The following is a 21,560-nucleotide window of genomic DNA, read 5'->3' as shown; positions in this document are numbered from 1 at the left end:
ATGATATGATTAAAACAGAGAACCTGTCTATGATCTTCACCACCGAAGACGTACAGACCAAAGCATTGAATGAAGTAAGCCTCGAGATAAAGAAAGGCGAATTTGTTGCCATCATGGGGCCTTCGGGTTGCGGTAAATCTACCCTGCTGAATATCCTCGGGACACTCGACTCGCCTACTTCCGGCAAATATTATTTTGACGATAAGGAGATCGATAAGATGAGCGAAAGCCAGCTCACCGCTTTCCGTAAAGGGAATATCGGCTTTGTCTTCCAGAATTTCAACCTGATAGACGAACTGACCGTCTACGAGAATGTGGAGTTGCCGCTTGTCTATCTGAACGGCAAGAAGAGCGAACGCAAAAAGAAGGTGATGGAAGTGCTGGAACGGATGAACATCGCCCATCGTGCTGGTCATTTCCCGCAGCAGTTGTCGGGTGGCCAGCAGCAACGTGTAGCCATTGCCCGTGCCGTAGTGACCGACTGTCCGCTGATCCTGGCTGATGAGCCGACCGGTAACCTGGACTCGACCAACGGCGTCGAAGTGATGGAGCTGTTGCGCGAACTGAATAACCAGGGAACAACGATCGTGATCGTGACGCACTCGCAGCGGGATGCCACCTACGCCCATCGTGTGATCCATCTGCTGGACGGACGGGTCGTATCTAAGTAACAAGCAATAAAACTAGTATCATGATTATATCAAACTATTGGAATAGCGCACTTCGCAGCCTGACGAAGAAGAAAGGCTTCAGCGCAATCAACATACTCGGCCTGGCAATCGGTATGGCCGCCGCCATGCTGATCCTGACCTACGTGGCCTTCGAGTACAGCTACGACGACATGCATAGCCGCGCCGACCGTATCTTCCGCGTGGAAGCCCGCTTCTATGAGAACGGGGAACTGACCGACAACTGGGCCAGCAGCTCCGCCGGATATGCCACAGCCATGAAACGCAACCTGGCCGGCATAGAGGATTACACCCGTGTAGGAAGCCAGTATTATCCGGAGCAGATCGTTAAATACAACGAGCTCCTGTATCGCGAAACAAACATCGGTTACGGCGAAAAGAATTACTTTAACTTCTTCGACTTCGATCTGTTGAAGGGAGATAAGAACACCTGTCTGGACGGCCCGAACAAAGTGGTCATTACCGAACGCATCGCCCGTAAATATTTCAAGGGAGCCGATCCGATCGGAAAGATACTGATCTTCCGCAGCAATATCGGTGAAGAAGCCTGTGAAGTGACCGGTGTGATGAAGGATATGCCTATCAATTCGCATGTGCGTTACAGCATGATGATTTCGTATGAAACCCTTCCGAAATGGATGGATGAATATTGGTATCGCCACGAAGTCTATTCATATGTCCTGCTGAAATCGCCCGCCCTGAAGAAACAGGTGGAAGATGCCTTCCCGGCGATGGCGGAGAAGTATAAGACGGAAGAAGCCCTGAAGAATAAGACCTGGGCTATCGAACTGACTAACCTGCGCGATATCCACCTGACGCCCCAGAAGGCTTACGAACCGGAGACGAAAGGCAACAGCTCCTCCATGCTGGTGCTGATCTGTACGGCGCTGGCTATCCTTTGTATCGCCTGGATCAACTATATCAATATGACGGTGGCCCGTTCGATGGAGCGGGCTAAGGAGATCGGCATACGCCGCGCTTCGGGAGCCGGACGGCGGCAGATCGTGGCACAGTTCCTGTTTGAGTCGTTGGTGACGAACGGGATCGCTTTTGTGCTCGCCATTGGATTGATGGAAGCGCTGATGCCTGCATTCAATAACCTGACCGGGCGCGACCTGGGTTTCTCTGTCTGGGTTACGACCTCGCTGGGATGGATGCTGCTATTGATCTTTGCTCTGGGCGTGTTCTTGTCCGGCTTCTATCCGGCAACGATCCTTTCCGGTATCAAGCCGATCCGGATGCTGAAAGGGAAGTTTACGCATACGAAGAATGCGACGATCACCCGCAAGGTGCTGGTGGTGTTGCAGTATACCGCGTCGCTGGCTTTGCTGTGCGGGACGTTGATCGTATATGCTCAGTTGCAATATATGCGGAGTGCTTCGCTGGGTGTCCGTACGGATCAGACGCTGGTGCTGAAATTCCCGGCTCATTGTGAGGAGCTGTCTACGAAGCTGGCCGCGATGAAGAGAGAGTTGAAGTCTTTGCCTTCCGTGAAGAATGTAACTGTTTCCGGAGCTGTTCCCGGGACGGAGGTTGCCGACTTCCTTTCCATCGTCCGCCTGAGCGATGCCACCAAGCAGACCCGTCTGCTGGAAATGCTTAGCTGCGACGTGTATTACCTGGATGCGTACGACCTGGAGTTTGTTGCCGGCCGTGGTTTTGCCGAGGATTTCGGTGGCGACGTTTACAATATCGTCCTGAATGAAGCGGCTGTCCGTATACTCGGTTTTGCTTCTGCCGACGCCGCGCTGGGGGAACGTCTTTCGGTGGAGACGGTCGATCAGCCTATGCAGATCATCGGGGTGGTGAAGGATTATCACCAGCAATCCCTGAACAAAGATTATACGCCTATCTTGTTTGCCTTGCATGATAAATTGAGTTGGATGAAACAGCGTTATATCTCCGTTGTGATGGAAAACGGTAATCCCCGCGAACTGGTACAACAGTCGGAAGCGGTCTGGAACCGTTATTTCCCCGACTCCAGCTACGACTACTTCTTCCTCGACCAGTTCTTCGACCAGCAATACCGCCAGGACGAAGTATTCGGGTTGATCGTTGCTCTCTTTGCCATACTGGCGATCTTTATTTCCTGCATGGGGCTTTGGGTGTTGGTGATGTTCTCCTGCTCGACCCGTGTACGTGAAATGGGTATCCGTAAAGTATTGGGGGCGTCGAAGCTACAATTGTTCTATGAATTAGGCCGCGAGTTTTTTATCCTGATCGGCATTGCGATAGTTATTGCCCTTCCGCTGTCAGGATGGATAATGGACGGCTGGCTGAGTCATTACTCTTTCCGCACCGACTGGAAAGCCTGGTTCTTCCTCGTTCCGGTGATTTTGTTGTGTGTGATCTCCCTGCTTACCATAGGCTGGCAGACTGCTAAAACAATCCTTAGCAAACCTGCCCGGTCGTTGCGGTATGAGTAAGGGAGGGCAGTTGAACCACCCTATAAAAAATGTACATCATTTGCTTTTTATGGAGCAAAGATGTACATTTGCTTCTGTTACAAATACTAAAGGAAGGGTATAGATTATGACACAACTAGAATTACAGGCTCGTAAACTGAACCTCATACAGGATATTATCAATACTGTCGATAATGACGAGCTATTATCTCGTTTGGAAGTTGCTTATAATAAGATAAAGAAGCATATCTTAGCAGAAAAGCAGCGGCCTTGCGTTTATACATTGGAAGAGGTGAATAAGCGATTGGATGAGGCGGAGAAGGCAGTTGCAGAAGGACGTGTTTTTACAACCGAACAGGTTCGTGAAAAACTGAAGTTATGGCAACAGAAGTAGTTTGGACAGAACCTGCTCTGGATGAGTTAAATGGAATATATACTTATTATAATGAGTATAAAAGTGAAGCAACGGCAGTTAAGTTGTTTAATGCAATTGTAGATGCATCAGAGCGTTTGGCTATATTTCCGGAAATGGGAGGGATAGAAGAGCTATTAAGAGATCGTCAGAAATGTTACCGTTCTATGATAGAAAGTAATTACAAGATTGTCTACTATATAGAAAAGAAGAATATTTATATTGCTTCGATTTGGGATTGCCGCCAAAATCCTCTGCGTCTACTGGATAGACTGAAATAAAGAAAGGCTTGTACATGTTGTATGTACAAGCCTTTTCATTATATAATTATTCTATCGGTGCAAACGGCAACTCCGTATCTTTCCGGTAGCCTGAGCCGCTGAATGTGGCAATCAATTCACCTGCTTCATTTGTGATATTCACTTCGCAGTTGGCAAGCCTTTTATGGCTGAATACCTCGCGTGCTTCGGCATAAAGAAACCCTTTGCTTTCGGCTTTGAAGAAGTTGATATTGGAAGTGATGGATAACGTAAGCCGTGCATGGCTGTTTGTGGCAGCTGCAAAGGCCAGGTCGGCCAGTGTAAAGATAGCACCACCCTGACAGACACCGCCGCCGTTCAGATGCATCGGTTTGATCTCCATACGGGCTTTAGCATAGCCGTTGCCCGTCTCTAACAATTCTACTCCGGCAAACAGGGCAAACTTGTCGCCCTGAAGAAATTCGTTGATTGTCATAACCTTATTTGCTTAACTTCCATTCAGCCCCGTCCTTGGTATCCTTTATCTCGAAGCCCATAGCGGTCAGTTCGTTACGGATCTTGTCGGAAGTGGCCCAGTCTTTGTTGGCTTTCGCCTGCTGGCGGATGGTGAGCAACAAGTCTACCGCCTTACCGAATGTCTCGTAGCTATTGCCTCCGGCGGAAGCCGCCTCGTCTTTCATGCCTAAGACATCGAACAGGAATGTATGGAACACTTCCTGCAGTTCCTTCAGATCTTCGGCAGAGATTGTCTCTTTACCATCTTTTACAGAGTTGATGGCGCGGGCGGCATCAAACAGATGGGAGATAACGATCGGAGAGTTCAGGTCGTCGTTCAATGCATCGTAGCACTTCTTGCGAAGGTCTTTCACATCCACTGTCGAAGCGTCCGAAGCGGTCAGCTTTTGCAGATGGTTGTAAGCGTCCATCAGACGGCTCAATCCCTTTTCGGCAGCTTGCAACGCTTCGTTGCTGAAGTCTACCGTGCTGCGATAATGAGCCTGCAGGATAAAGAAACGGATCGTCATGGGCGAATAAGCCTGGCTTAACGTTTTATTGTTTCCTGTGAAGAACTCGTCCAGCGTGATGAAGTTACCCAACGATTTACCCATCTTCTGACCATTGATGGTGATCATGTTATTGTGCATCCAGTAGTGAACCATATCGTCCCCCTGTGAAGCGACAGCCTGCGCGATCTCGCATTCGTGATGCGGGAAGATCAGGTCCATGCCACCCCCGTGGATGTCGAAATGCTGTCCGAGATATTTCTTACCCATCGCAGTACATTCGCAATGCCATCCAGGGAAACCGTCGCTCCATGGTGAAGGCCAGCGCATGATATGCTCCGGTTGCGCACATTTCCAGAGGGCGAAGTCAATCGGGTTACGCTTTTCATCCTGACCGTCCAGTGCACGGGTCGTGTTCAGCATATCTTCGATGTTACGGCCGGAAAGGACACCGTAGTTATGGTCTTTGTTGTACTTCTCCACGTCGAAGTAAACGGAACCTTCGCTTTCATAGGCATATCCGTTGTCGAGGATCTTCTTCACCAGTTCGATCTGCTCGATGATATGGCCGGACGCATGCGGTTCGATGCTGGGAGGAAGCACATTGAGGGCTTCCATCGCCTTATGGTAGCGGTTCACGTAGAACTGCACCACTTCCATCGGCTCCAACTGTTCTAGGCGGGCCTTTTTAGCCACTTTGTCTTCGCCGTCGTCGGCATCATGTTCCAGGTGGCCGACATCGGTTATGTTGCGTACATAGCGTACTTTATATCCTATATGGGTAAGATAACGGAACAAGAGGTCGAATGTAATCGCCGGACGGGCATGTCCCAGATGCGCATCGCCGTAAACCGTCGGTCCACAGACATACATGCCTACGTGTGGTTCATGCAACGGAATAAACTGTTCCTTCTTTCTTGTGAGCGTGTTGTAAATACTTAACGGATGTTCCATATCTTTTTATCATTTAAACCGCAAAGATAATGTCTTTGTCTATTTTGAGCAATCTTCGCAGCAACCTTTTAATACGTAGTTGATACTTTCCAGGGTGAAATTGCGTGGCAACTGCACGGTCGGGACGGGAATATTCCGCAGGCAGAAGGTCTTGTGACACTTCAGGCAATAAAAGTGTGCATGCAACTCCTCTATCGAACAACTGCAATCCTCGCCGCAGACCGAATACTTCAGTGAGCCCGACCCGTCGTCGATGCAATGGATCAGATGATGGTCGAGAAAGAGGTTGATCGTCCGTGATACAGTCGATTTATCCACCGTATCGAGATAGTTTTCCAGATCGAGCAGACTGAAAGCCCGTTCAAACTCCATCATCGCTTTTAGTACAAGCAAGCGGATGGCAGTCGGTTTGATCTTCCTTTTGTTGAGTATATCTAAATAAGCATCCATATCAATCCGGTTTATTCGTCTTTAATATTCTTACAGCGTTGAGGATAGCCAGCAGAGCGACACCCACATCGGCAAAAACGGCTTCCCACATGGTAGCGATACCTCCGGCTCCCAGGATCAGGACGATCAGCTTGACACCGAATGCCAGCGAAATGTTCTGCCACACGATGTTGCGTGTGAACTTCCCGATGCGGATCGCCGTAGCCACCTTGCTCGGCTGGTCGGTCTGTATCACGACATCCGCCGTTTCGATGGCCGCATCGCTGCCGAGTCCTCCCATAGCAATACCGATATCGCTAAGAGCCAGGACGGGAGCATCGTTGATACCGTCGCCTACAAAGGCGATCCGGTTCTCCGGATTACGTATCAGTTCTTCCAGATGAGCCACCTTTCCTTCCGGCAGCAGGTCGCCATAAGCCCGGGATATTCCCAAACGGGTAGCTAATTTAGAAACAATTATCTGTTTATCTCCCGATAATATCTCCAGGTTATTAATATTTAATTCTTTTAATTGTTTGATGGCTTTCACCGCATCCTCTTTGGGCGTATCGGCGAGCAGGATATGGCCGGCGTATTGCCGGTCGATCGCGCAGACAACCACGGTATCTGAATTTTGTTTCATCCTAGTGAAACAGTTGTTTCTTCCAGGTGAAACACTTGTTTCATTAGGATGAAACAAAACTCCTTCCGAGTCCAGCAGACGGGAGTTACCTACCAATATATCTTTCCCCTCGACTACTGCTTTTAGTCCATAGCCTGCCAGTTCGGTTGTATCGATGGTTGTGTCGATTTCCACCTGTTGTTCCCGGGCGTATGCCACGATCGCCTTGGCAATAGGATGATTGCTCCGGCTTTCGACGGAAGCGATGATATGGAGCAGTTCTTTTTCCGGTATATGATTTGCAGCAGACAGGCTTTGTACCTCAAAGATCCCTTTAGTCAGCGTCCCCGTCTTATCGAATACCACCGTGTTTATTTTAGTGATGGCATCCAGGTAATTTCCTCCTTTAAACAGGATACCTTGTCGTGAAGCCGCCCCGATCCCTCCAAAATATCCCAGCGGAATACTGATCACCAGTGCGCAAGGGCAGGAGATTACGAGAAATACCAGTGCCCGGTACAGCCAGTCGTTGAAGACAAACAGAAAATCCGGCTGTATCAACGAATAGATGAAAGGGATAAGCACGATCAGGAAAGCAAGCCCGGTTACGATCGGTGTATAAATACGCGCAAATTTGCGGATAAACAATTCTGCCGGAGCTTTTCGCTCCGATGCGTTTTGCACCAGTTCGAGGATACGGGCCAGCGCACTCTGGTTGTAGGGCTTTGTCACTTCTATCCGGATCACTTTGTCTGTGACGATCATTCCCGCCAGTACTTCCTCTTCCCGGTGGATATTACGCGGCGTACTTTCACCGGTGAGGGCGGCAGTATTGAAGGCTGCGACCTCGCTGAGTAATTTCCCGTCGAGTGGAACCCTTTCTCCGGCCTTTACCTCGATAATCTCTCCGGGAAGAACATCCGTGGGAGCGAACGTGACCGCTTCGTTATCATGGATCACCGTTGCCGTCTCCGGTCTTACATCGAGCAGGGCACTAATGTTCTTACGAGCTTTAGCCACCGCATTCTCCTGAAAGATCTCTCCGATGGAATAGAATAACATAACGGCAACCCCTTCCGGATATTCCCCGATGTAAAAGGCGCCGAGCGTAGCGATACACATCAGGGTAAACTCGCTGAAAACATCTTTCTCCCGGATACTTTCTATCGCTTCCCTGATCACCGGAAGCCCGACCGGCAGATAAGCCAGCAGATACCAGGCGAACCGTACAATCTCTTTACTGAATAGCTCTGCATCGGTATGCTGCATATAGAGCCCGGTCAACAACATGGCGAAAGAAACGGCCGGAAGTATATAAGGTGGAAAACGATGTTGTTCTTCGGAATGCCCCTGGCAATTGCAACTGCAAGAATGTCCCATATCTTTATCTGTTTTATTCGTTTACTGATACAAAGGTAGACAGAAAGAAATGCAACAGGGTTGCAAAGAATTCGTATATTTGTCCGGTTAATAACTAGATAATAAACAATATGAAGAAAACTCTCACTGCTATTCGGGCTTTGTTCTGTCTTGCCTTGTTGTGTTCCTGTACGCAGACAAAGAATCCGTATGACCTGTCGAATTTCGGTCTTGTTCCCGACAACAAGGAAAATGCCTCCCCGTTGATGGCAAAGGCATTGGAACAGATCGCCGCTTCTCACACTTCGGATGACACGATCACGATCGTCCTGCCCAAAGGACGTTATGATTTCTATCCTGAAGGAGCCGCACAGAAGGAATACTTTATCTCCAACCACGATCAGGACAACCCGAAACTGGTGGGACTTCCTTTTGAGAATATGAAGAACGTCGTTTTCGACGGACAAGGTTCGGAACTGATCTTCCACGGCCGTATGTTACCCGTTTCGTTGATCCGTTCTGAAAACTGTACACTGAAGAATTTCAGCATCGACTTCGAGAACCCGCATATCAGCCAGGTGAAAGTGCTGGAAAATGATACGGTAGCCGGAGCTATAACGTATGAGGTGGCTCCCTGGGTCGAGTATGAAATACGCGACAGTGCATTTGTTGCCAAAGGAGAAGGTTGGGAGCATATCCCTGCCTGGGGAATTGCTTTTGAAGGAGACACCAAACGCCTCGTCTATACGACCAGCGATATTGCTGTCGGTTCGAAAGGCGTATCGGAACTTTCTCCCCGTGTAATTAAGTCGACTAAATGGAATAATAAGAAACTAACCCCCGGAACAGTTGTTGCCATGCGTGGCTGGGGACGTCCGACACCGGGTATCTTTATCTCTTACGATACGAATACGACACTGGATAATATCCAGGTTCATTATGCCGAGGGCATGGGTTTACTGGCACAGATGAGCGAGAACATCACGCTTAATAAATTCTCCGTATGCCTTCGTGGTGAGAATGATCCGCGTTATTTTACAACGCAGGCGGATGCAACCCATTTCTCCGGTTGTAAAGGTAAGATCGTCTCTGTAGGCGGCCTGTATGAAGGGATGATGGATGACGCGATCAACGTACACGGCACCTATCTGAAAGTCCAGAAGCGTGTGGATGATAAGACGTTAGTAGGCGAGTATATGCATTCGCAGAGTTATGGCTTTGAATGGGGATTTCCGGGGGATGCCGTACAGTTCATCGACTCCAAGACAATGGAGATCATCGGCAATCTTAATAAAGTGGTTTCTATCAAAACGGTGGACAAACCGACTGCACATGGCGCAAAACAGTTTGAGATCGTTTTTGAAGAAAGTATCGACCCGGCAATCAGCGAAGCCGGAACATTCGGTATCGAGAATCTGGAATGGACACCGGAAGTTTATTTTGCCGACAATCTGATCCGCAACAACCGTGCCCGCGGTTCCTTGTTCAGCACGCCGAAAAAGACGGTGGTGGAAAACAACGTCTTCGACCATACTTCCGGTACGGCTATCCTGCTGTGCGGTGATTGTAACGGCTGGTTCGAAACAGGAGCCTGCCACGATGTGCTGATCCGCAACAACAAGTTCATCAATGCATTGACCAATATGTTCCAGTTTACGAATGCAGTTATCTCGATCTATCCCGAAATACCCGACCTGAAAGACCAGAAAAAGTATTTCCATAGCAATATCGTGATCGAGAATAATGAGTTCGAAACATTCGATGCTCCGATCCTGTATGCGAAATCGGTGGACGGACTGATCTTCCGCAACAATACGGTCAAACAGAATAACCAGTATCCTGCTTTCCACTGGAATAATCACCGTTTCTTCTTCCAGCGTGTAGTTAATTCCGAAATCAAGGACAATACCTTCGATGGCGGGTTCGATGAGAAGAGGGATGTGAAGGTTGAGAATTGATCTGAGACCTGAAGAAATCTAATAAAAGCCATTTGTCTCGTGCAAAGCATGGGGACAAGTGGCTTTTGTTTATTTTGCTTGTGTAGTCGATTCACAAGCGATCGTAAAGCGGAAAGTCGTTCCGACTCCCAACTCCGATTCAACGGATATTTTACCTCCTAATTTTGTTACGATCATCTGGCAGATAGACAAGCCCAGCCCCGTGCCGGGAACAAAGCTGTCGAACTTGGCAAAACGCTCGAATACACGCTTCAGGTTTTCCGGATCGATCCCTTTCCCCGTATCGGTTACATAAAAAGCCAATCCACCGGGGATGACCTCATAGCCTATCGTAATCGATCCTTCCGAAGTAAACTTAACGGCATTATTCAATAAATTCGTGATAACTTGCGTCAGTCTGTTCTTTTCAGAGTTGATCACATATTTCTTATGAGGTAAATGGCAGATAAGCTTTACTTCCGGTGATAAATGCGATTCATAGACCTGTTTCAAATCGACGATAACTTCCGTTATATCGAAGTCGGTGTAATTGAATACCATTTTCCCGGCATCTATTTTGGATATGTCGAGTATATCGTTAATAATCTGTAGGAGCAGATCATTGTTTTCTTCGATAATACGGACAAATTCTCCTTTCTCCCCGTGATTGTCCGTTTCGGCCAGTAGCTGGGAGAATCCTACTATGGCATTCAACGGCGTACGTATTTCATGGCTCATATTTGCCAGGAAAGTCATCTTCATCCGGTTGGCTTCTTCTACTTTTTCGATGTGGGTAATATCTATTAGCAACCCCGTAACGCTTTTCAGATTCCCGTTAAGGTGGAACTCCATAGGGACGGAAAAGGCATTTACCCAACGGTAGTTTGTATCGCCTTCTAGCATAATGCGCAAATGTAGATTGCTATATCCTTTGTTTTCCAATGCGCGTCTTTCCTGCTCCCGCTTCAGTATCAAGCGATCATCCGGATGGATAGTGAAAATCAATTCTTTTCGGATAAACTCTCCGGGATCGATCGGGTCGGGATAGAGGCGGGTATATTCCTGCGTATCGACGTCGAAATCCCATTGGATGATGTTGGCTGCCTGAATAGCCAGTTCGCTTCGCTGGATATAGTTTTTGAAACGTTGTTCGCGTTCTACCTCTTCTGTAATATCTTCGCGGGTTCCGATCAGTTTGGCCACATTACCTTCTTTATCATAGTTCGATACCTTTGCAATGAGCCGAACCCATCGGTAGGAATTATCGAGCGTCTTGACACGGAATTTTATGTTCATCTGGTCAGAACGCTTATTCAGGATATTGTCGAATGCTTTTTGATACATTAACCGATGTTCGGGGGCGATGATTTTATAGCTATCCTTCAATTTGATATCCTTATCGAAAAACATTGACTCTCCGGCCGAAGTAGATATTCCTGTTTTATGGTCGTATTCCCAGATGATCATATTCGTGATCTGGAGCAGCAGGTCTCGTTGCTGTTTATTCTCTATTAACTCCTGCACCTTGTTTTTCTGGTCGGTAATATCTTTCTGGGTACCGATCAAACGGTCTATTTTTCCGTTTTCTCCGCGTATCCCCATCGAGTAGATCTCATACCAGCGGATTTGGCCGTCGGGAGTAACGAGACGGAATTGTTCGCAACTCTGTTCGTGTACCTCTTCGACAATATCGGTAACGAGTTTAACATGCCTTTTCCGGTCTTCCGGAACTAATTGGTTGGTGACATCCCGTAATCTCATGCCGGGCTGAGGCACTGTGTTTTCATCGGCCAGGTCGAATGAGTCGGTATTGGGGAGGTATGACCAGACTGATAGTCCACCTGCCTTCAGAGCCATCGCCAGTTTATTTTTCTGCTCGATCGTCTCATGCTGGGCCTGTATTCGTTCGGTCATATTACGGAAGATGCCGAATGTGTAATCCTCTTCAAAAGGGATTATATATCCTTCGGCATAGCCTGTGTGCCCTTCGTTCTCTACTTCGTAATGAATTATATTCGGTTTACGTGTTTTTATCGTATCCAGGAATGCATTCAGCAGTTCAGCCCCTGAGCCTCCTCTCAAATTCTTATAACGAAACAACTCCTGTATCGTCTGTCCCTTTTGCTGTTGAGGCGTAAGGGACAGAGATATTTCAGGCTGGTAATTGAGTGAATCCTCGATTACACCCTCTTTGTTTACTATTAAAACCGTATCGGGAAGCAGTTTCAGAAACTGCTTCATCCCTGTCAGAGCATTTTTGTCGTTTGCCATAGCCTATAAATTTCGGGAGGTCTATAACTGGCAAAATTAAATATATTCCTGGTTTTAATTGTATGAATAGAATAAATAAATCAAGGATAATGCTTATTATTGTTGATTTACTAACTTCAGGCTGTAGTTGAGATCCGACTCTGCTTTAGTAAAATCGTCTCCCAAAAGAGTCAGTGTAGAGTCATTTTCACAAAGAAAATTCATCACTTCGTCTCCATTATCGGATACCAGTTGCCATATAGTTGCATTGTCGTTTCCTGGCATCCCTTTGAGTGTGAGACGTTTCCCGTTAGTGACGAATGTAGCGTCTTTGCCGTCTTCCGCTTCCAGATATGTTTGTGAAAGAGAGAAAGTGCCGTCCCCGCTATGCTTCCGGCTACGGATAGTCAGGTCGTAACGGATACCCGGACAGTCGGCGCAGGGAAGCAGACCTTCATAAGTAAGCGTCTGCATAGCTCCCAAGGAGTTGTCTGCTTCCGCTTTATCCTGACGGTAGATTTCAGTTTGACGCTGGCTGATAGTCCATACGCCGTCTACCATACGTACGTTTTTGGTATCATCGTCTTCTATATTCCAGGCATAACCTCCGGCCGGCAGTGAACGGCGGTCGAGTACTTCACTTGGGGCGCCGGTAGAGAAGAATAATTCGGCTTTCAGCGAGTCCGGACTGAATACGAGGTAAGCAGACGATTTCCCGTCTGTTGCTTCCAGGCGTGTTCCCGACTCGAAAAGGCGTATGCAGTTTTGTTGTACTTCCGACCAGGTATAGCCGGCAGAGGCGATACAGCCGTGTTCGTCTTTATCGTTTCCAACCATTTCGGCAGATTCGTTTTCTGACTGTGGTTCTTGTTGTGCTTTCTTTTGTCCGCAGGCAGAAAGCAATCCTGCGCAAAGAATAAAGGCAGTCAGCATGTGCCTGTTGTTTGTTTTTTTCATCGGAATGAATGTCTTTAATTTGTTTATAAACGGAGATCTATACTAGTATATGAAACAAAGATAAGTTATTTTTTGTTCCTTTGTGGTTTGAATAAAAAAGATTAAGCCTGTAAGGAATGAGAATATCCGTACTTATCGTTGCACTCTTGACGATTATCTGTTTGTCGCCAGTGAAAGCTCAGCATGAGGTGTCTGTACCCGATAGCCTGAAACAAAAGATGCCGGTTATCGAATATAAATTTAATCCGAAACACCTGATTCTCCCGGCTTCTCTGATCACCGTCGGAGCAGTCGGAACAGCTATCGACGGGATGAATGATTTCCATCTTTTCTCCCGGAAAAGCGATGTGAAGAAGATCCGTGTGGACGATTATCTGGAATGGGGGATGCTGGGATGGGTTTTCGTCTGCGACCTGATGGGGAAGGAGAAGCATAACTGGGTAGACCAGCTCTTTCTGGTGACTATGGCGGAAGGTATGAATGCCGTTATGACCCGTACCCTGAAATATTCCATCAATGAGACCCGTCCTGACGGAGGGCCTTATTCGTTCCCTTCCGGTCATACGGCCAATGCTTTTTTGGGGGCTCACATGGCTTATAAAGAGTTTAAGGACAGTAGTCCGGTACTGGCTTATTCGGGATATGCGATCGCTTTGTTTGTCGCCGGTTCGCGGTTGTATAATAACCGCCATTGGGTGGCCGATGTCGTGGCGGGAGCCGGTTTCGGTATTCTTTCCGTCGAATTATCCTATCTGGCTTATTTCCCCCTCCGTAACGCCATAGCCCGCAAAATAAATCGTAAGTCAGCTAAAAATATGGTGATCGCCCCGACCTTCAACGAACAGGGGGGAGGAGTTTATTTTTCTTATTCGTTTTAATAATACCTAACCCCCTCCGCTTATTCGTTTTGTATTTATCTATAATTTATTTAGGATCTGTTTTATGACATTCTGCAGTGACAAGAACTTTATTTATTTGTTCTGTCGGATACTTGATCCGGAATATTTCGGTAAGATCCTGGCATATATAGTGTGAATAAATTAGAGAAGCAGGCTCATATTTTTCAAAAGTGAAATTGTATTTTAGATGATTATCGATATATATGCTTAAATCATTACCATTATCTTTGAATGTCCCGGTTATGGTGTCAACATCCGCTCTATTAGTATATTTGACAGACCCTACATTCATTGTTGTATATGTAAGTTCAAACTTGTCTAAAAGCCGAACGGCATACGAGGACTCTAACTCTTCCTGAATTGTGTTTCTCAGATTTCCATTTTCTATATCTATCTGGTATGTAGGAGGCTCTAATACCTGAATCTCGGAGTTGAGTGATTGGATATCTATATAGAATATGAAATTGAAAGAGTCAGACAGTATACCCGCTGTAACAAAATCGACTTGTTTAGTCGTAACCATATATCCGACATTACCTTTATCAGCTATATTAATAGCAGAGTTGTCTTCAGCTAATACATTCCACTCTATGGCAGATTTCATATATATTGCAATAGTATCACCTACCTTTAATTCTATTGTATCGTTTTCTTCAAGAGGATTTATAGTCGAGAACCTATAATTGGTATAATATATATCGGGTATATCATATATCTCCGTACCATCGTCCTCTTCTTTATCTCCACAGCTGACTGCTCCGTACAAAATGCACAGTAACAATACGATAATATTGCCTGGCTTATTTAGAATAAAAGAGAATAATGATAGATAAAAGGATTGTTTTTTCATGCTTGTATAATTTAAATTTTAGCGCAAGTTGCATTGTTTTTTCATGTTTGAAAAACAAAATCTTCGAGATGGGTATTATAATCTTTGAAAGCCTAAAATTCAACGGTAAACCAAATTTTATACTTTCAATGAATTCTGAATATATAGTTAATGGGGGTACATGTCAGATTTGGAGAATCTAATCAGGACAACCGCTTATTGATGTCCAGTAATTGTTCGATGTGTGTACGGTCGTTGCTGAGGCGGGGTATTTTGTGCTGTCCGCCTAGTTTACCCTTTTCTTTGAGCCATTCGTAAAAAGCTCCTTCATGAGCGATTGTGATCTCCAACGGTTGGAGAGATATTTCTTTGTAACGCTTGGCTTCATAATCGGAATTCAGTTCCTGCAGAGTCTTGTCCAGCAGGGATGCAAATTCGTCCAGTGAAGGCGGCATTGTTTCAAATTCGATGAACCATTGATGACGGCCTTTTGCCTTGTCCAGCATGAAGAGAGGGGCGGCTGTATATTCCTTCACTTTTGCTCCCGTCTGGATGCTTACCCGGCTGATCGCTTTATCGGCATTGTCTACCATTAGCTCTTCGCCGAAAGCGTTGATATAGTGTTTTGTTCTGCCCGAAATAATAAACTTATGAGGGAAAAGGGAGGTGAAACGAACCGTATCGCCGATCTGATAACGCCACAGTCCGCCGGATGTCGTTATTACCATCGCATAATTCTTTCCTGTCTCTACTGCTTCTAGGGGAAGAACCGTCGGGTTCTCCATACCCACTTCCGACATGGGGATAAATTCGTAGAAAACACCATAATCCTGCATCATCAGCAGACTCTGGTCTGCCGGATCATCCTGTATGCCGAAGAAACCTTCCGAGGCATTGTAAGTCTCCATATAATGCATCTTGTCCGAAGGAATCAGCGATTTATATTGTTCCCGGTAAGGCTCGAAACTGATACCGCCGTGAAAGAATACTTCCAGGTTGGGCCATACATCACTCAGGTATTCCCGTCCGGTCTTCTTCAGGATCGACTTGATAAGCACCAGCATCCAGGAAGGGACACCCGACAGGCTGTTCACATCCTTATTCCAGGTACAGTCTACAATTGCTTTTATCTTGCTTTCCCATTCGTCCATCAGGATGATCTTTTTAGCCGGAACACGCATCAGGTTGACCAACGGGTTCAGGTTCTGTAGAAGAACAGCCGAGAGGTCGCCGCAATGGGACTTTTGATTGATGGGGGAGGGGCTGTGGCTTCCTCCGAGTATCAGGCCTTTTTTCGAGAAGAAGTGGCTTTCGGGATTGTTTCGGAGGTATAGAGCCACTGTGTCGAAGCCACCTTGATAGTGGCAGCCGTGGAGCACCTCGCGGGTAACGGGTAGGAATTTGCTTTTATCGTTCGTGGTGCCGCTACTTTTAGCGTACCACTTGACGACCGAAGGCCACAGAATGTTCCTTTCTCCGTTTATCATCCGTGTCACATAAGGTTTGATATCGTCATAGAGCTGAAGCGGAACCCGCTCACAGAAGTCACTGTAATTACGGATACTTTTGTAATCGTATGTCAGACCCCATTCCGTATTACGTGCGGTCTTCAACAGAGTGCGCAATTGCTTACGCTGGAGCAGGTCGGTGTCCTGCCCGTATTTCTCTATGTCCTTCTGCCGGTGACGGAAGAGTAGTGATATCGTATTTGTTAAAATATCCATGCTCCTTTTACTTTGTATAGGCTGCAAATGTAGGCATTCTCTTTTTATTTATATCTTTGTTGCATACATAATTAACAAAACAATGAAAATAGGAATCCTTTCTTCCGGAGGTGATTGTCCCGGTATAAACGCTACGATTCGCGGTGTAGGTAAAACAGCCATCATGCATTATGGCATGGAAGTAATAGGTATCCATAGTGGTTTTGTAGGACTGCTGAACAAAGATATTCAATCGTTCGACGAACGAAGCCTTTCAGGTATCCTTAATCTGGGCGGAACGATTTTGGGGACATCCCGCGAGAAACCTTTCCGCAAACTACTCGCTTCGGGCGAAAGCGAAAAGCCTCAGATCATTATACAGAATTATGAAGAATTAGGATTAGACTGCCTTGTCTGTATCGGTGGAAACGGTACGCAGAAAACGGCGGGTATGCTCTCTGCCTTGGGACTGAACGTTATAGGTGTTCCCAAAACGATCGATAACGATGTGTGGGGTACCGATATCACTTTTGGTTTCGATACAGCTGTTAACATTGCTACAGAAGCGATCGACCGCCTGCACTCGACCGCCAGTTCGCATAAACGTGTAATGGTGGTGGAAGTGATGGGACATCATGCCGGATGGATTGCCTTATATGCCGGAATGGCCGGGGGAGCGGATGTTATCCTGTTGCCCGAACTCGGTTATGATATCGACCGGGTGAATGAAGCTATCCTCGACCGTGCCCGCCGTGGTAAGCCCTATTCAATTGTTGTCGTTGCCGAAGGAGTGGAGACACCCGATAAGAAACGCCCGTCCGATTATATCACCCGCACGATAGAAGCGGCTACCGGTATCGAATGCCGTGATACCGTATTAGGCTATATCCAGCGCGGTGGCAACCCTTCGCCGTTCGACCGTAACCTGGCCACCCGTTTGGGAGGACATGCCACGGAATTGATTGCAAACCGCCAATTCGGGCGTATGGTGTGTATGAAAGGGGATAAAGTGGAATCGATCGCCCTATCGGAAGTGGCAGGCAAATTGAAAGTGGTCACGCCGGAGCAGGATCTGATCGTTCAGGGAGAAAGAATGGGGATTTCGTTCGGTAAGTAATTACCGGACTTCTTCATTGATGGTGGCATCAATGCATGCTGTCTTGTTGATTGTTGTCGGTTCAGAAGATGTCTGTTCCGCAGAAGACTCTTCTTCCGGCAGATCCTCAAACTCATGTGCAGCGGTATTTTCTCCCGTCTGTTTCTTTTTCAGGTCGGAGATAAACTGCTGGAAAGTTTTGTCGGTACGCAGCTTTTTGATAGCCATCTTGGCGGCATTCTGCTGGGATTCTTTTTTGGAATAACCGATACCGACGCCGATCTGCATGTCGGCTAATGTTACGCCTGTCTGGAATACCGGATTACCGTCATTATCGGAAAACGACTCGATCAGGTCGAATGTTATTTCCAGCTTATTCTTCTGGCTCCATTCTATCAGGCTCGATTTGAAGTTGACCTCTTTGCGGGCAATATTATCCAGGTCGATATACCTCTTGATGATCACATCATTGATGAAACGGTAACAGGCACGATATCCCTGATCCAGGTAGATTGCCCCGATCAGCGCTTCCAATGCGTTTCCGTACATGTGATTATTGTGTGAACTCAGTTTAGCCGAGTAAACGACCATCTTGTCGAGACCGAGTTCGACCGCCACGCGGTTGAGTGTTTCGCGTTGTACGATCTTCGAACGGGTATTGGTCAGAAAACCTTCCCGTTTGTTTTGGAAATGTTTATACACAATGTCTGCTACGATAGCATCCAATACGGCATCACCCAAAAACTCCAACCGTTCGTTATTCAACCATTTACCATCACTATCTTCTACAGAGGAAGATTTATGAAGGAAGGCTTGTTCATAAACATGGATGTTGTCGGGGTAAAATCCCAGTATCTTATATAAAGAAGAATAAGGCTCCTTATTCTTATGTTTCAGGAGCCTTATCTTTTTGTATAGTTGTGTAAACACGTTACTTCACAAATTTTTTAACAATAGCACAAGCATTATGACCACCGAATCCAAAAGTATTGGATAGTGCTGCCTGTATTTCTCTTTTTTGAGCTTTATTGAATGTAAAATTCAGTTTGTAGTCTATTTCAGGATCATCGTCGCCATCTGCATGGTTGATTGTCGGAGGAATGATTCCATCTTTTATCGCCATGATGCACAACATTGCTTCGATAGCTCCGGCTGCACCTAACAAATGACCTGTCATTGACTTCGTTGAACTGATATTCAGCTTGTAAGCATGATCTCCGAAAACGTCTTTGATCGCTTTTACTTCTGAAACGTCTCCTACCGGAGTAGATGTTCCGTGAACGTTGATATAGTCGATATCTTCCGGAGCCATTTCTGCATCTTCCAGTGCATTACGCATCACTAACTTGGCACCTAATCCTTCAGGATGAGACGCTGTCAGATGGTATGCATCGGCAGACATTCCTGTTCCGGCAATCTCGGCATATATTTTAGCACCGCGAGCCAAAGCGTGTTCCATTTCTTCCAAAATCAAACAAGCTCCACCTTCTCCCATGACGAAACCGTCGCGACTTGCGCTGAATGGACGAGAAGCTGTCTCGGGCGAATCGTTACGGGTTGACAGCGCATTCATCGAGTTGAACCCACCGACACCTGAATCTGCAATAGCAGCTTCCGCACCACCTGTTACGATCACATTGGCTTTACCCAAACGGATATAGTTGAATGCATCAGCGATCGCGTTGGTAGAAGAGGCACAAGCCGACACTGTTGCAAAGTTAGGACCATGAAATCCATAAAGCATGGAGATATGTCCGGCTGCAATATCCGAGATCATCTTCGGGATGAAGAACGGATTGAATTTCGGGCCGATCGTATCTTTGGTTTTCGCATATCCTAAAACTTCTTCGTCAAATGTCTTGATACCGCCGATACCTGAAGCAAAAATAACACCGATACGGTTCTTGTCCTCATTGTCCAAGTCCATAGCAGCATCTTCGATTGCCTGTTTTGCGGCATTTATTGCAAATAAACTATAACGGTCACACTTGCGGGCTTCCTTGCGATCCATTACTGACAACGGATCGAAACCTTTAACTTCGCATGCAAATTGTGTCTTGAATTTGGATGCATCAAACTGTGTAATAGGGCCGGCTCCACTCTTCCCATTGATAATACCCTCCCATGTTTCTGCGAGGGTATTACCAAGAGGAGTAATGGCACCAAGACCTGTTACTACAACTCTTTTTAATTCCATACCTTTAATTAAAAGGATTGATTACTTCGCGTTAGCTTCGATATAAGCAACTGCGTCGCCTACTGTTGTAATCTTTTCTGCCTGATCATCAGGAATTGAGATACCGAATTCTTTTTCGAATTCCATAATCAATTCTACAGTGTCAAGAGAGTCTGCTCCTAAATCATTAGTAAAGCTTGCTTCGTTTGTAACTTCTGTTTCTTCAACACTTAACTTGTCAACGATGATAGCCTTTACTCTAGATGCAACTTCAGACATAACTTTTTCAATTTAGATTAATAAATACGAATATACTTTTTAAATTTGCAGTGCAAAGAAAAGAATTTTTTATGTTACAAAACAAATTTAATGCACTAAAAATGCGGAAAACTGCACATTTTTTCTTTTCGTGTGCACTAAAACATAGGAAAATATGAAAAACGTAGCAATTTTTGCCTCCGGCTCGGGTACAAACGCCGAGAATATCGCCCGATATTTCTCTAAAAGTGAAACCGTTAAAGTGGCGGTTGTTTTGTCGAATAACAAAAATGTAGGGGTTCATGCCCGTGTCAATAATCTGGGAATACCCTCCTTTGTATTCTCCCGTGAGGAGTTTGTGGAAGGTACGCCCGTTTTGGCGAAATTAGCGGAATATCAGGCTGACCTGATCGTTTTGGCTGGTTTTATGAATAAAATATCGGATGCATTGCTGAAGGCTTATCCGGGAAAGATCATTAATATCCATCCGGCCCTGTTGCCGAAACATGGCGGAAAGGGTATGTATGGCATGCATGTGCACGAAGCGGTGGTGGCTGCCGGCGACAAGGAGTCGGGTATAACCATACATTATATTAATGAGAATTACGATGAGGGGGATATTATTTTCCAGGCCAAATGTGAGGTGTTGCCTACCGACTCGCCCGATGCAGTAGCCACAAAGGTGCATAAACTCGAATATGCCCATTATCCGCATGTAATTGAAGAGGTATTAAAGAAGATTTAATAAAAAAGAGTGCACCCCGGACTGATGAAGATCCGGGCGGTGCACTCTTCTGGAAACCAGTATTAATTCCGCTTAGCGAATGATCATTTTAGCGGTATAATTACCGATGCGGACGATATAGAAACCGGCCTGCAACTGCACGGTCTTATCGCCTGCTACCTGCAACTGTTCTAGACTTGAATGTTTTCGATGTGTGGATTATAATGCCTTTATCTCCTCAACCGACAATCCTGTACATTTTGCAATGTCGGTAGTCTCTATACCCATACGTTTCATATTAACTGCCGTCTGACGTAAGGCTTCCGCTTTACCTTCTGCTTTTCCTTCTGCAAGGCCTTCGATCCGGCCTTCCCATTTGGCGGTGTCGAGGACATCGTTCTGGATCATGATTACATTCAGGTGCTCGTCATAAGCATGCCGCTCCTGCGAGGACATGGAGTAGTACTTTAGTTTCTCGCGGGCTTCACGAAGGCCGGGTGTTGTCGTATCGGGACGGATCGTGCCGTCTTTCAGGTATTTGATCCATTCGTCCAAAGGCGTTGTGGCTACTTTATCGAACTCGTTTACACGGATCAG

Annotated in this window: 19 protein-coding genes and 1 pseudogene; 8 read left to right on the top strand and 12 right to left on the bottom strand. The window is 46.4% G+C overall.

All coding sequences use genetic code 11. The features are described 5' to 3' along the window. Positions 1-5 precede the first annotated feature (5 nt). The 4 genes from HMPREF1536_RS08160 to HMPREF1536_RS08145 all read left to right on the top strand — a co-directional run bounded on the left by HMPREF1536_RS08160 (position 6) and on the right by HMPREF1536_RS08145 (position 3,787). Positions 6-671 carry an ABC transporter ATP-binding protein gene (locus HMPREF1536_RS08160; RefSeq protein ID WP_028726546.1) on the top strand — a complete coding sequence of 222 codons (666 nt, stop codon included), beginning with the start codon at positions 6-8 and terminating at the stop codon, positions 669-671. A gap of 20 nt (positions 672-691) precedes the next feature. Next, on the top strand, positions 692-3,115 hold the full coding sequence (locus tag HMPREF1536_RS08155; RefSeq protein ID WP_044191458.1) for an ABC transporter permease: 2,424 nt from the start codon (positions 692-694) through the stop codon (positions 3,113-3,115). Positions 3,116-3,221: 106 nt separating this feature from the next. After that, positions 3,222-3,488 carry a hypothetical protein gene (locus HMPREF1536_RS08150; RefSeq protein WP_028726544.1) on the top strand — a complete coding sequence of 89 codons (267 nt, stop codon included), beginning with the start codon at positions 3,222-3,224 and terminating at the stop codon, positions 3,486-3,488. Further along, positions 3,473-3,787, top strand: a complete 315-nt coding sequence (locus HMPREF1536_RS08145) for a type II toxin-antitoxin system RelE/ParE family toxin (protein ID WP_028726543.1) — start codon at positions 3,473-3,475, stop codon at positions 3,785-3,787. The genes HMPREF1536_RS08150 and HMPREF1536_RS08145 overlap by 16 nt, the downstream gene beginning before the upstream one ends. A 46-nt stretch (positions 3,788-3,833) precedes the next feature. On the opposite strand, the gene HMPREF1536_RS08140 is transcribed toward HMPREF1536_RS08145, so the two are convergent. The 4 genes from HMPREF1536_RS08140 to HMPREF1536_RS08125 are packed head-to-tail and all read right to left on the bottom strand — an operon-like array spanning position 3,834 to position 8,155. Further along, the gene (locus HMPREF1536_RS08140; protein ID WP_009860656.1) at positions 3,834-4,241 is read right to left on the bottom strand and encodes a PaaI family thioesterase; all 408 of its coding nucleotides are present in this window, start codon (positions 4,239-4,241) and stop codon (positions 3,834-3,836) included. 4 nt (positions 4,242-4,245) lie between these two features. Beyond that, the gene (gene cysS, locus HMPREF1536_RS08135) at positions 4,246-5,724 is read right to left on the bottom strand and encodes a cysteine--tRNA ligase (protein WP_028726542.1); all 1,479 of its coding nucleotides are present in this window, start codon (positions 5,722-5,724) and stop codon (positions 4,246-4,248) included. A gap of 39 nt (positions 5,725-5,763) precedes the next feature. Further along, positions 5,764-6,180 (bottom strand): Fur family transcriptional regulator, encoded by a 417-nt coding sequence (locus HMPREF1536_RS08130; protein ID WP_028726541.1) that lies wholly within the window; start codon positions 6,178-6,180, stop codon positions 5,764-5,766. Continuing rightward, the gene (locus HMPREF1536_RS08125) at positions 6,176-8,155 is read right to left on the bottom strand and encodes a heavy metal translocating P-type ATPase (protein ID WP_028726540.1); all 1,980 of its coding nucleotides are present in this window, start codon (positions 8,153-8,155) and stop codon (positions 6,176-6,178) included. Before HMPREF1536_RS08125 ends, HMPREF1536_RS08130 begins: the two co-directional genes overlap by 5 nt. A gap of 110 nt (positions 8,156-8,265) precedes the next feature. On the opposite strand from HMPREF1536_RS08125, the gene HMPREF1536_RS08120 reads away from it, so the two are divergent. After that, the gene (locus tag HMPREF1536_RS08120; RefSeq protein ID WP_028726539.1) at positions 8,266-10,092 is read left to right on the top strand and encodes a right-handed parallel beta-helix repeat-containing protein; all 1,827 of its coding nucleotides are present in this window, start codon (positions 8,266-8,268) and stop codon (positions 10,090-10,092) included. Positions 10,093-10,161: 69 nt separating this feature from the next. Here HMPREF1536_RS08120 and HMPREF1536_RS08115 read toward each other — a convergent pair whose 3' ends face one another. Both HMPREF1536_RS08115 and HMPREF1536_RS08110 read right to left on the bottom strand, forming a co-directional pair. Continuing rightward, positions 10,162-12,342 (bottom strand): PAS domain-containing sensor histidine kinase, encoded by a 2,181-nt coding sequence (locus HMPREF1536_RS08115; protein WP_028726538.1) that lies wholly within the window; start codon positions 12,340-12,342, stop codon positions 10,162-10,164. Between the two features lie 96 nt (positions 12,343-12,438). After that, on the bottom strand, positions 12,439-13,278 hold the full coding sequence (locus HMPREF1536_RS08110; protein WP_028726537.1) for a copper resistance protein NlpE: 840 nt from the start codon (positions 13,276-13,278) through the stop codon (positions 12,439-12,441). Positions 13,279-13,394: 116 nt separating this feature from the next. Here HMPREF1536_RS08110 and HMPREF1536_RS08105 point away from each other — a divergent pair, with 116 nt between their 5' ends. After that, positions 13,395-14,156 (top strand): phosphatase PAP2 family protein, encoded by a 762-nt coding sequence (locus tag HMPREF1536_RS08105; RefSeq protein WP_028726536.1) that lies wholly within the window; start codon positions 13,395-13,397, stop codon positions 14,154-14,156. 46 nt (positions 14,157-14,202) lie between these two features. Here the strand turns inward: HMPREF1536_RS08105 and HMPREF1536_RS08100 are convergent, their stop codons facing one another. Both HMPREF1536_RS08100 and HMPREF1536_RS08095 read right to left on the bottom strand, forming a co-directional pair. Next, the gene (locus HMPREF1536_RS08100; RefSeq protein ID WP_028726535.1) at positions 14,203-15,027 is read right to left on the bottom strand and encodes a hypothetical protein; all 825 of its coding nucleotides are present in this window, start codon (positions 15,025-15,027) and stop codon (positions 14,203-14,205) included. A 182-nt stretch (positions 15,028-15,209) separates the two neighbouring features. Further along, positions 15,210-16,730, bottom strand: a complete 1,521-nt coding sequence (locus HMPREF1536_RS08095; RefSeq protein WP_028726534.1) for a GH3 auxin-responsive promoter family protein — start codon at positions 16,728-16,730, stop codon at positions 15,210-15,212. Positions 16,731-16,812: 82 nt separating this feature from the next. On the opposite strand from HMPREF1536_RS08095, the gene HMPREF1536_RS08090 reads away from it, so the two are divergent. Then, positions 16,813-17,826, top strand: a complete 1,014-nt coding sequence (locus HMPREF1536_RS08090) for an ATP-dependent 6-phosphofructokinase (RefSeq protein WP_028726533.1) — start codon at positions 16,813-16,815, stop codon at positions 17,824-17,826. Here the strand turns inward: HMPREF1536_RS08090 and rnc are convergent, their stop codons facing one another. Genes rnc through HMPREF1536_RS08075 form a run of 3 tightly spaced genes read right to left on the bottom strand, consistent with a single transcriptional unit; the run spans position 17,827 to position 20,260 of the window. Further along, complete coding sequence (rnc, locus tag HMPREF1536_RS08085) at positions 17,827-18,735, bottom strand: ribonuclease III (protein ID WP_028726532.1); 909 nt, start codon at positions 18,733-18,735, stop codon at positions 17,827-17,829. 1 nt (position 18,736) lies between these two features. Then, positions 18,737-20,002: a beta-ketoacyl-ACP synthase II gene (fabF, locus tag HMPREF1536_RS08080; protein WP_028726531.1), complete on the bottom strand. Its 1,266-nt coding sequence runs from the start codon at positions 20,000-20,002 to the stop codon at positions 18,737-18,739. Positions 20,003-20,023: 21 nt separating this feature from the next. After that, positions 20,024-20,260, bottom strand: coding sequence for an acyl carrier protein (locus HMPREF1536_RS08075; RefSeq protein ID WP_009860668.1), 237 nt, complete (start codon positions 20,258-20,260; stop codon positions 20,024-20,026). 154 nt (positions 20,261-20,414) lie between these two features. Here HMPREF1536_RS08075 and purN point away from each other — a divergent pair, with 154 nt between their 5' ends. Then, the gene (gene purN, locus HMPREF1536_RS08070) at positions 20,415-20,984 is read left to right on the top strand and encodes a phosphoribosylglycinamide formyltransferase (protein WP_028726530.1); all 570 of its coding nucleotides are present in this window, start codon (positions 20,415-20,417) and stop codon (positions 20,982-20,984) included. A 198-nt stretch (positions 20,985-21,182) separates the two neighbouring features. On the opposite strand, the pseudogene HMPREF1536_RS08065 reads toward purN, so the two are convergent. Next, positions 21,183-21,560: pseudogene (locus HMPREF1536_RS08065) on the bottom strand (hypothetical protein); the annotation flags it as partial.

This window comes from Parabacteroides gordonii MS-1 = DSM 23371, assembly GCF_000969825.1.
Taxonomy (GTDB): domain Bacteria; phylum Bacteroidota; class Bacteroidia; order Bacteroidales; family Tannerellaceae; genus Parabacteroides; species Parabacteroides gordonii.
Note: the sequence above shows the minus strand (reverse complement) of the source record. Positions and strands in the feature narration are given on the sequence as shown.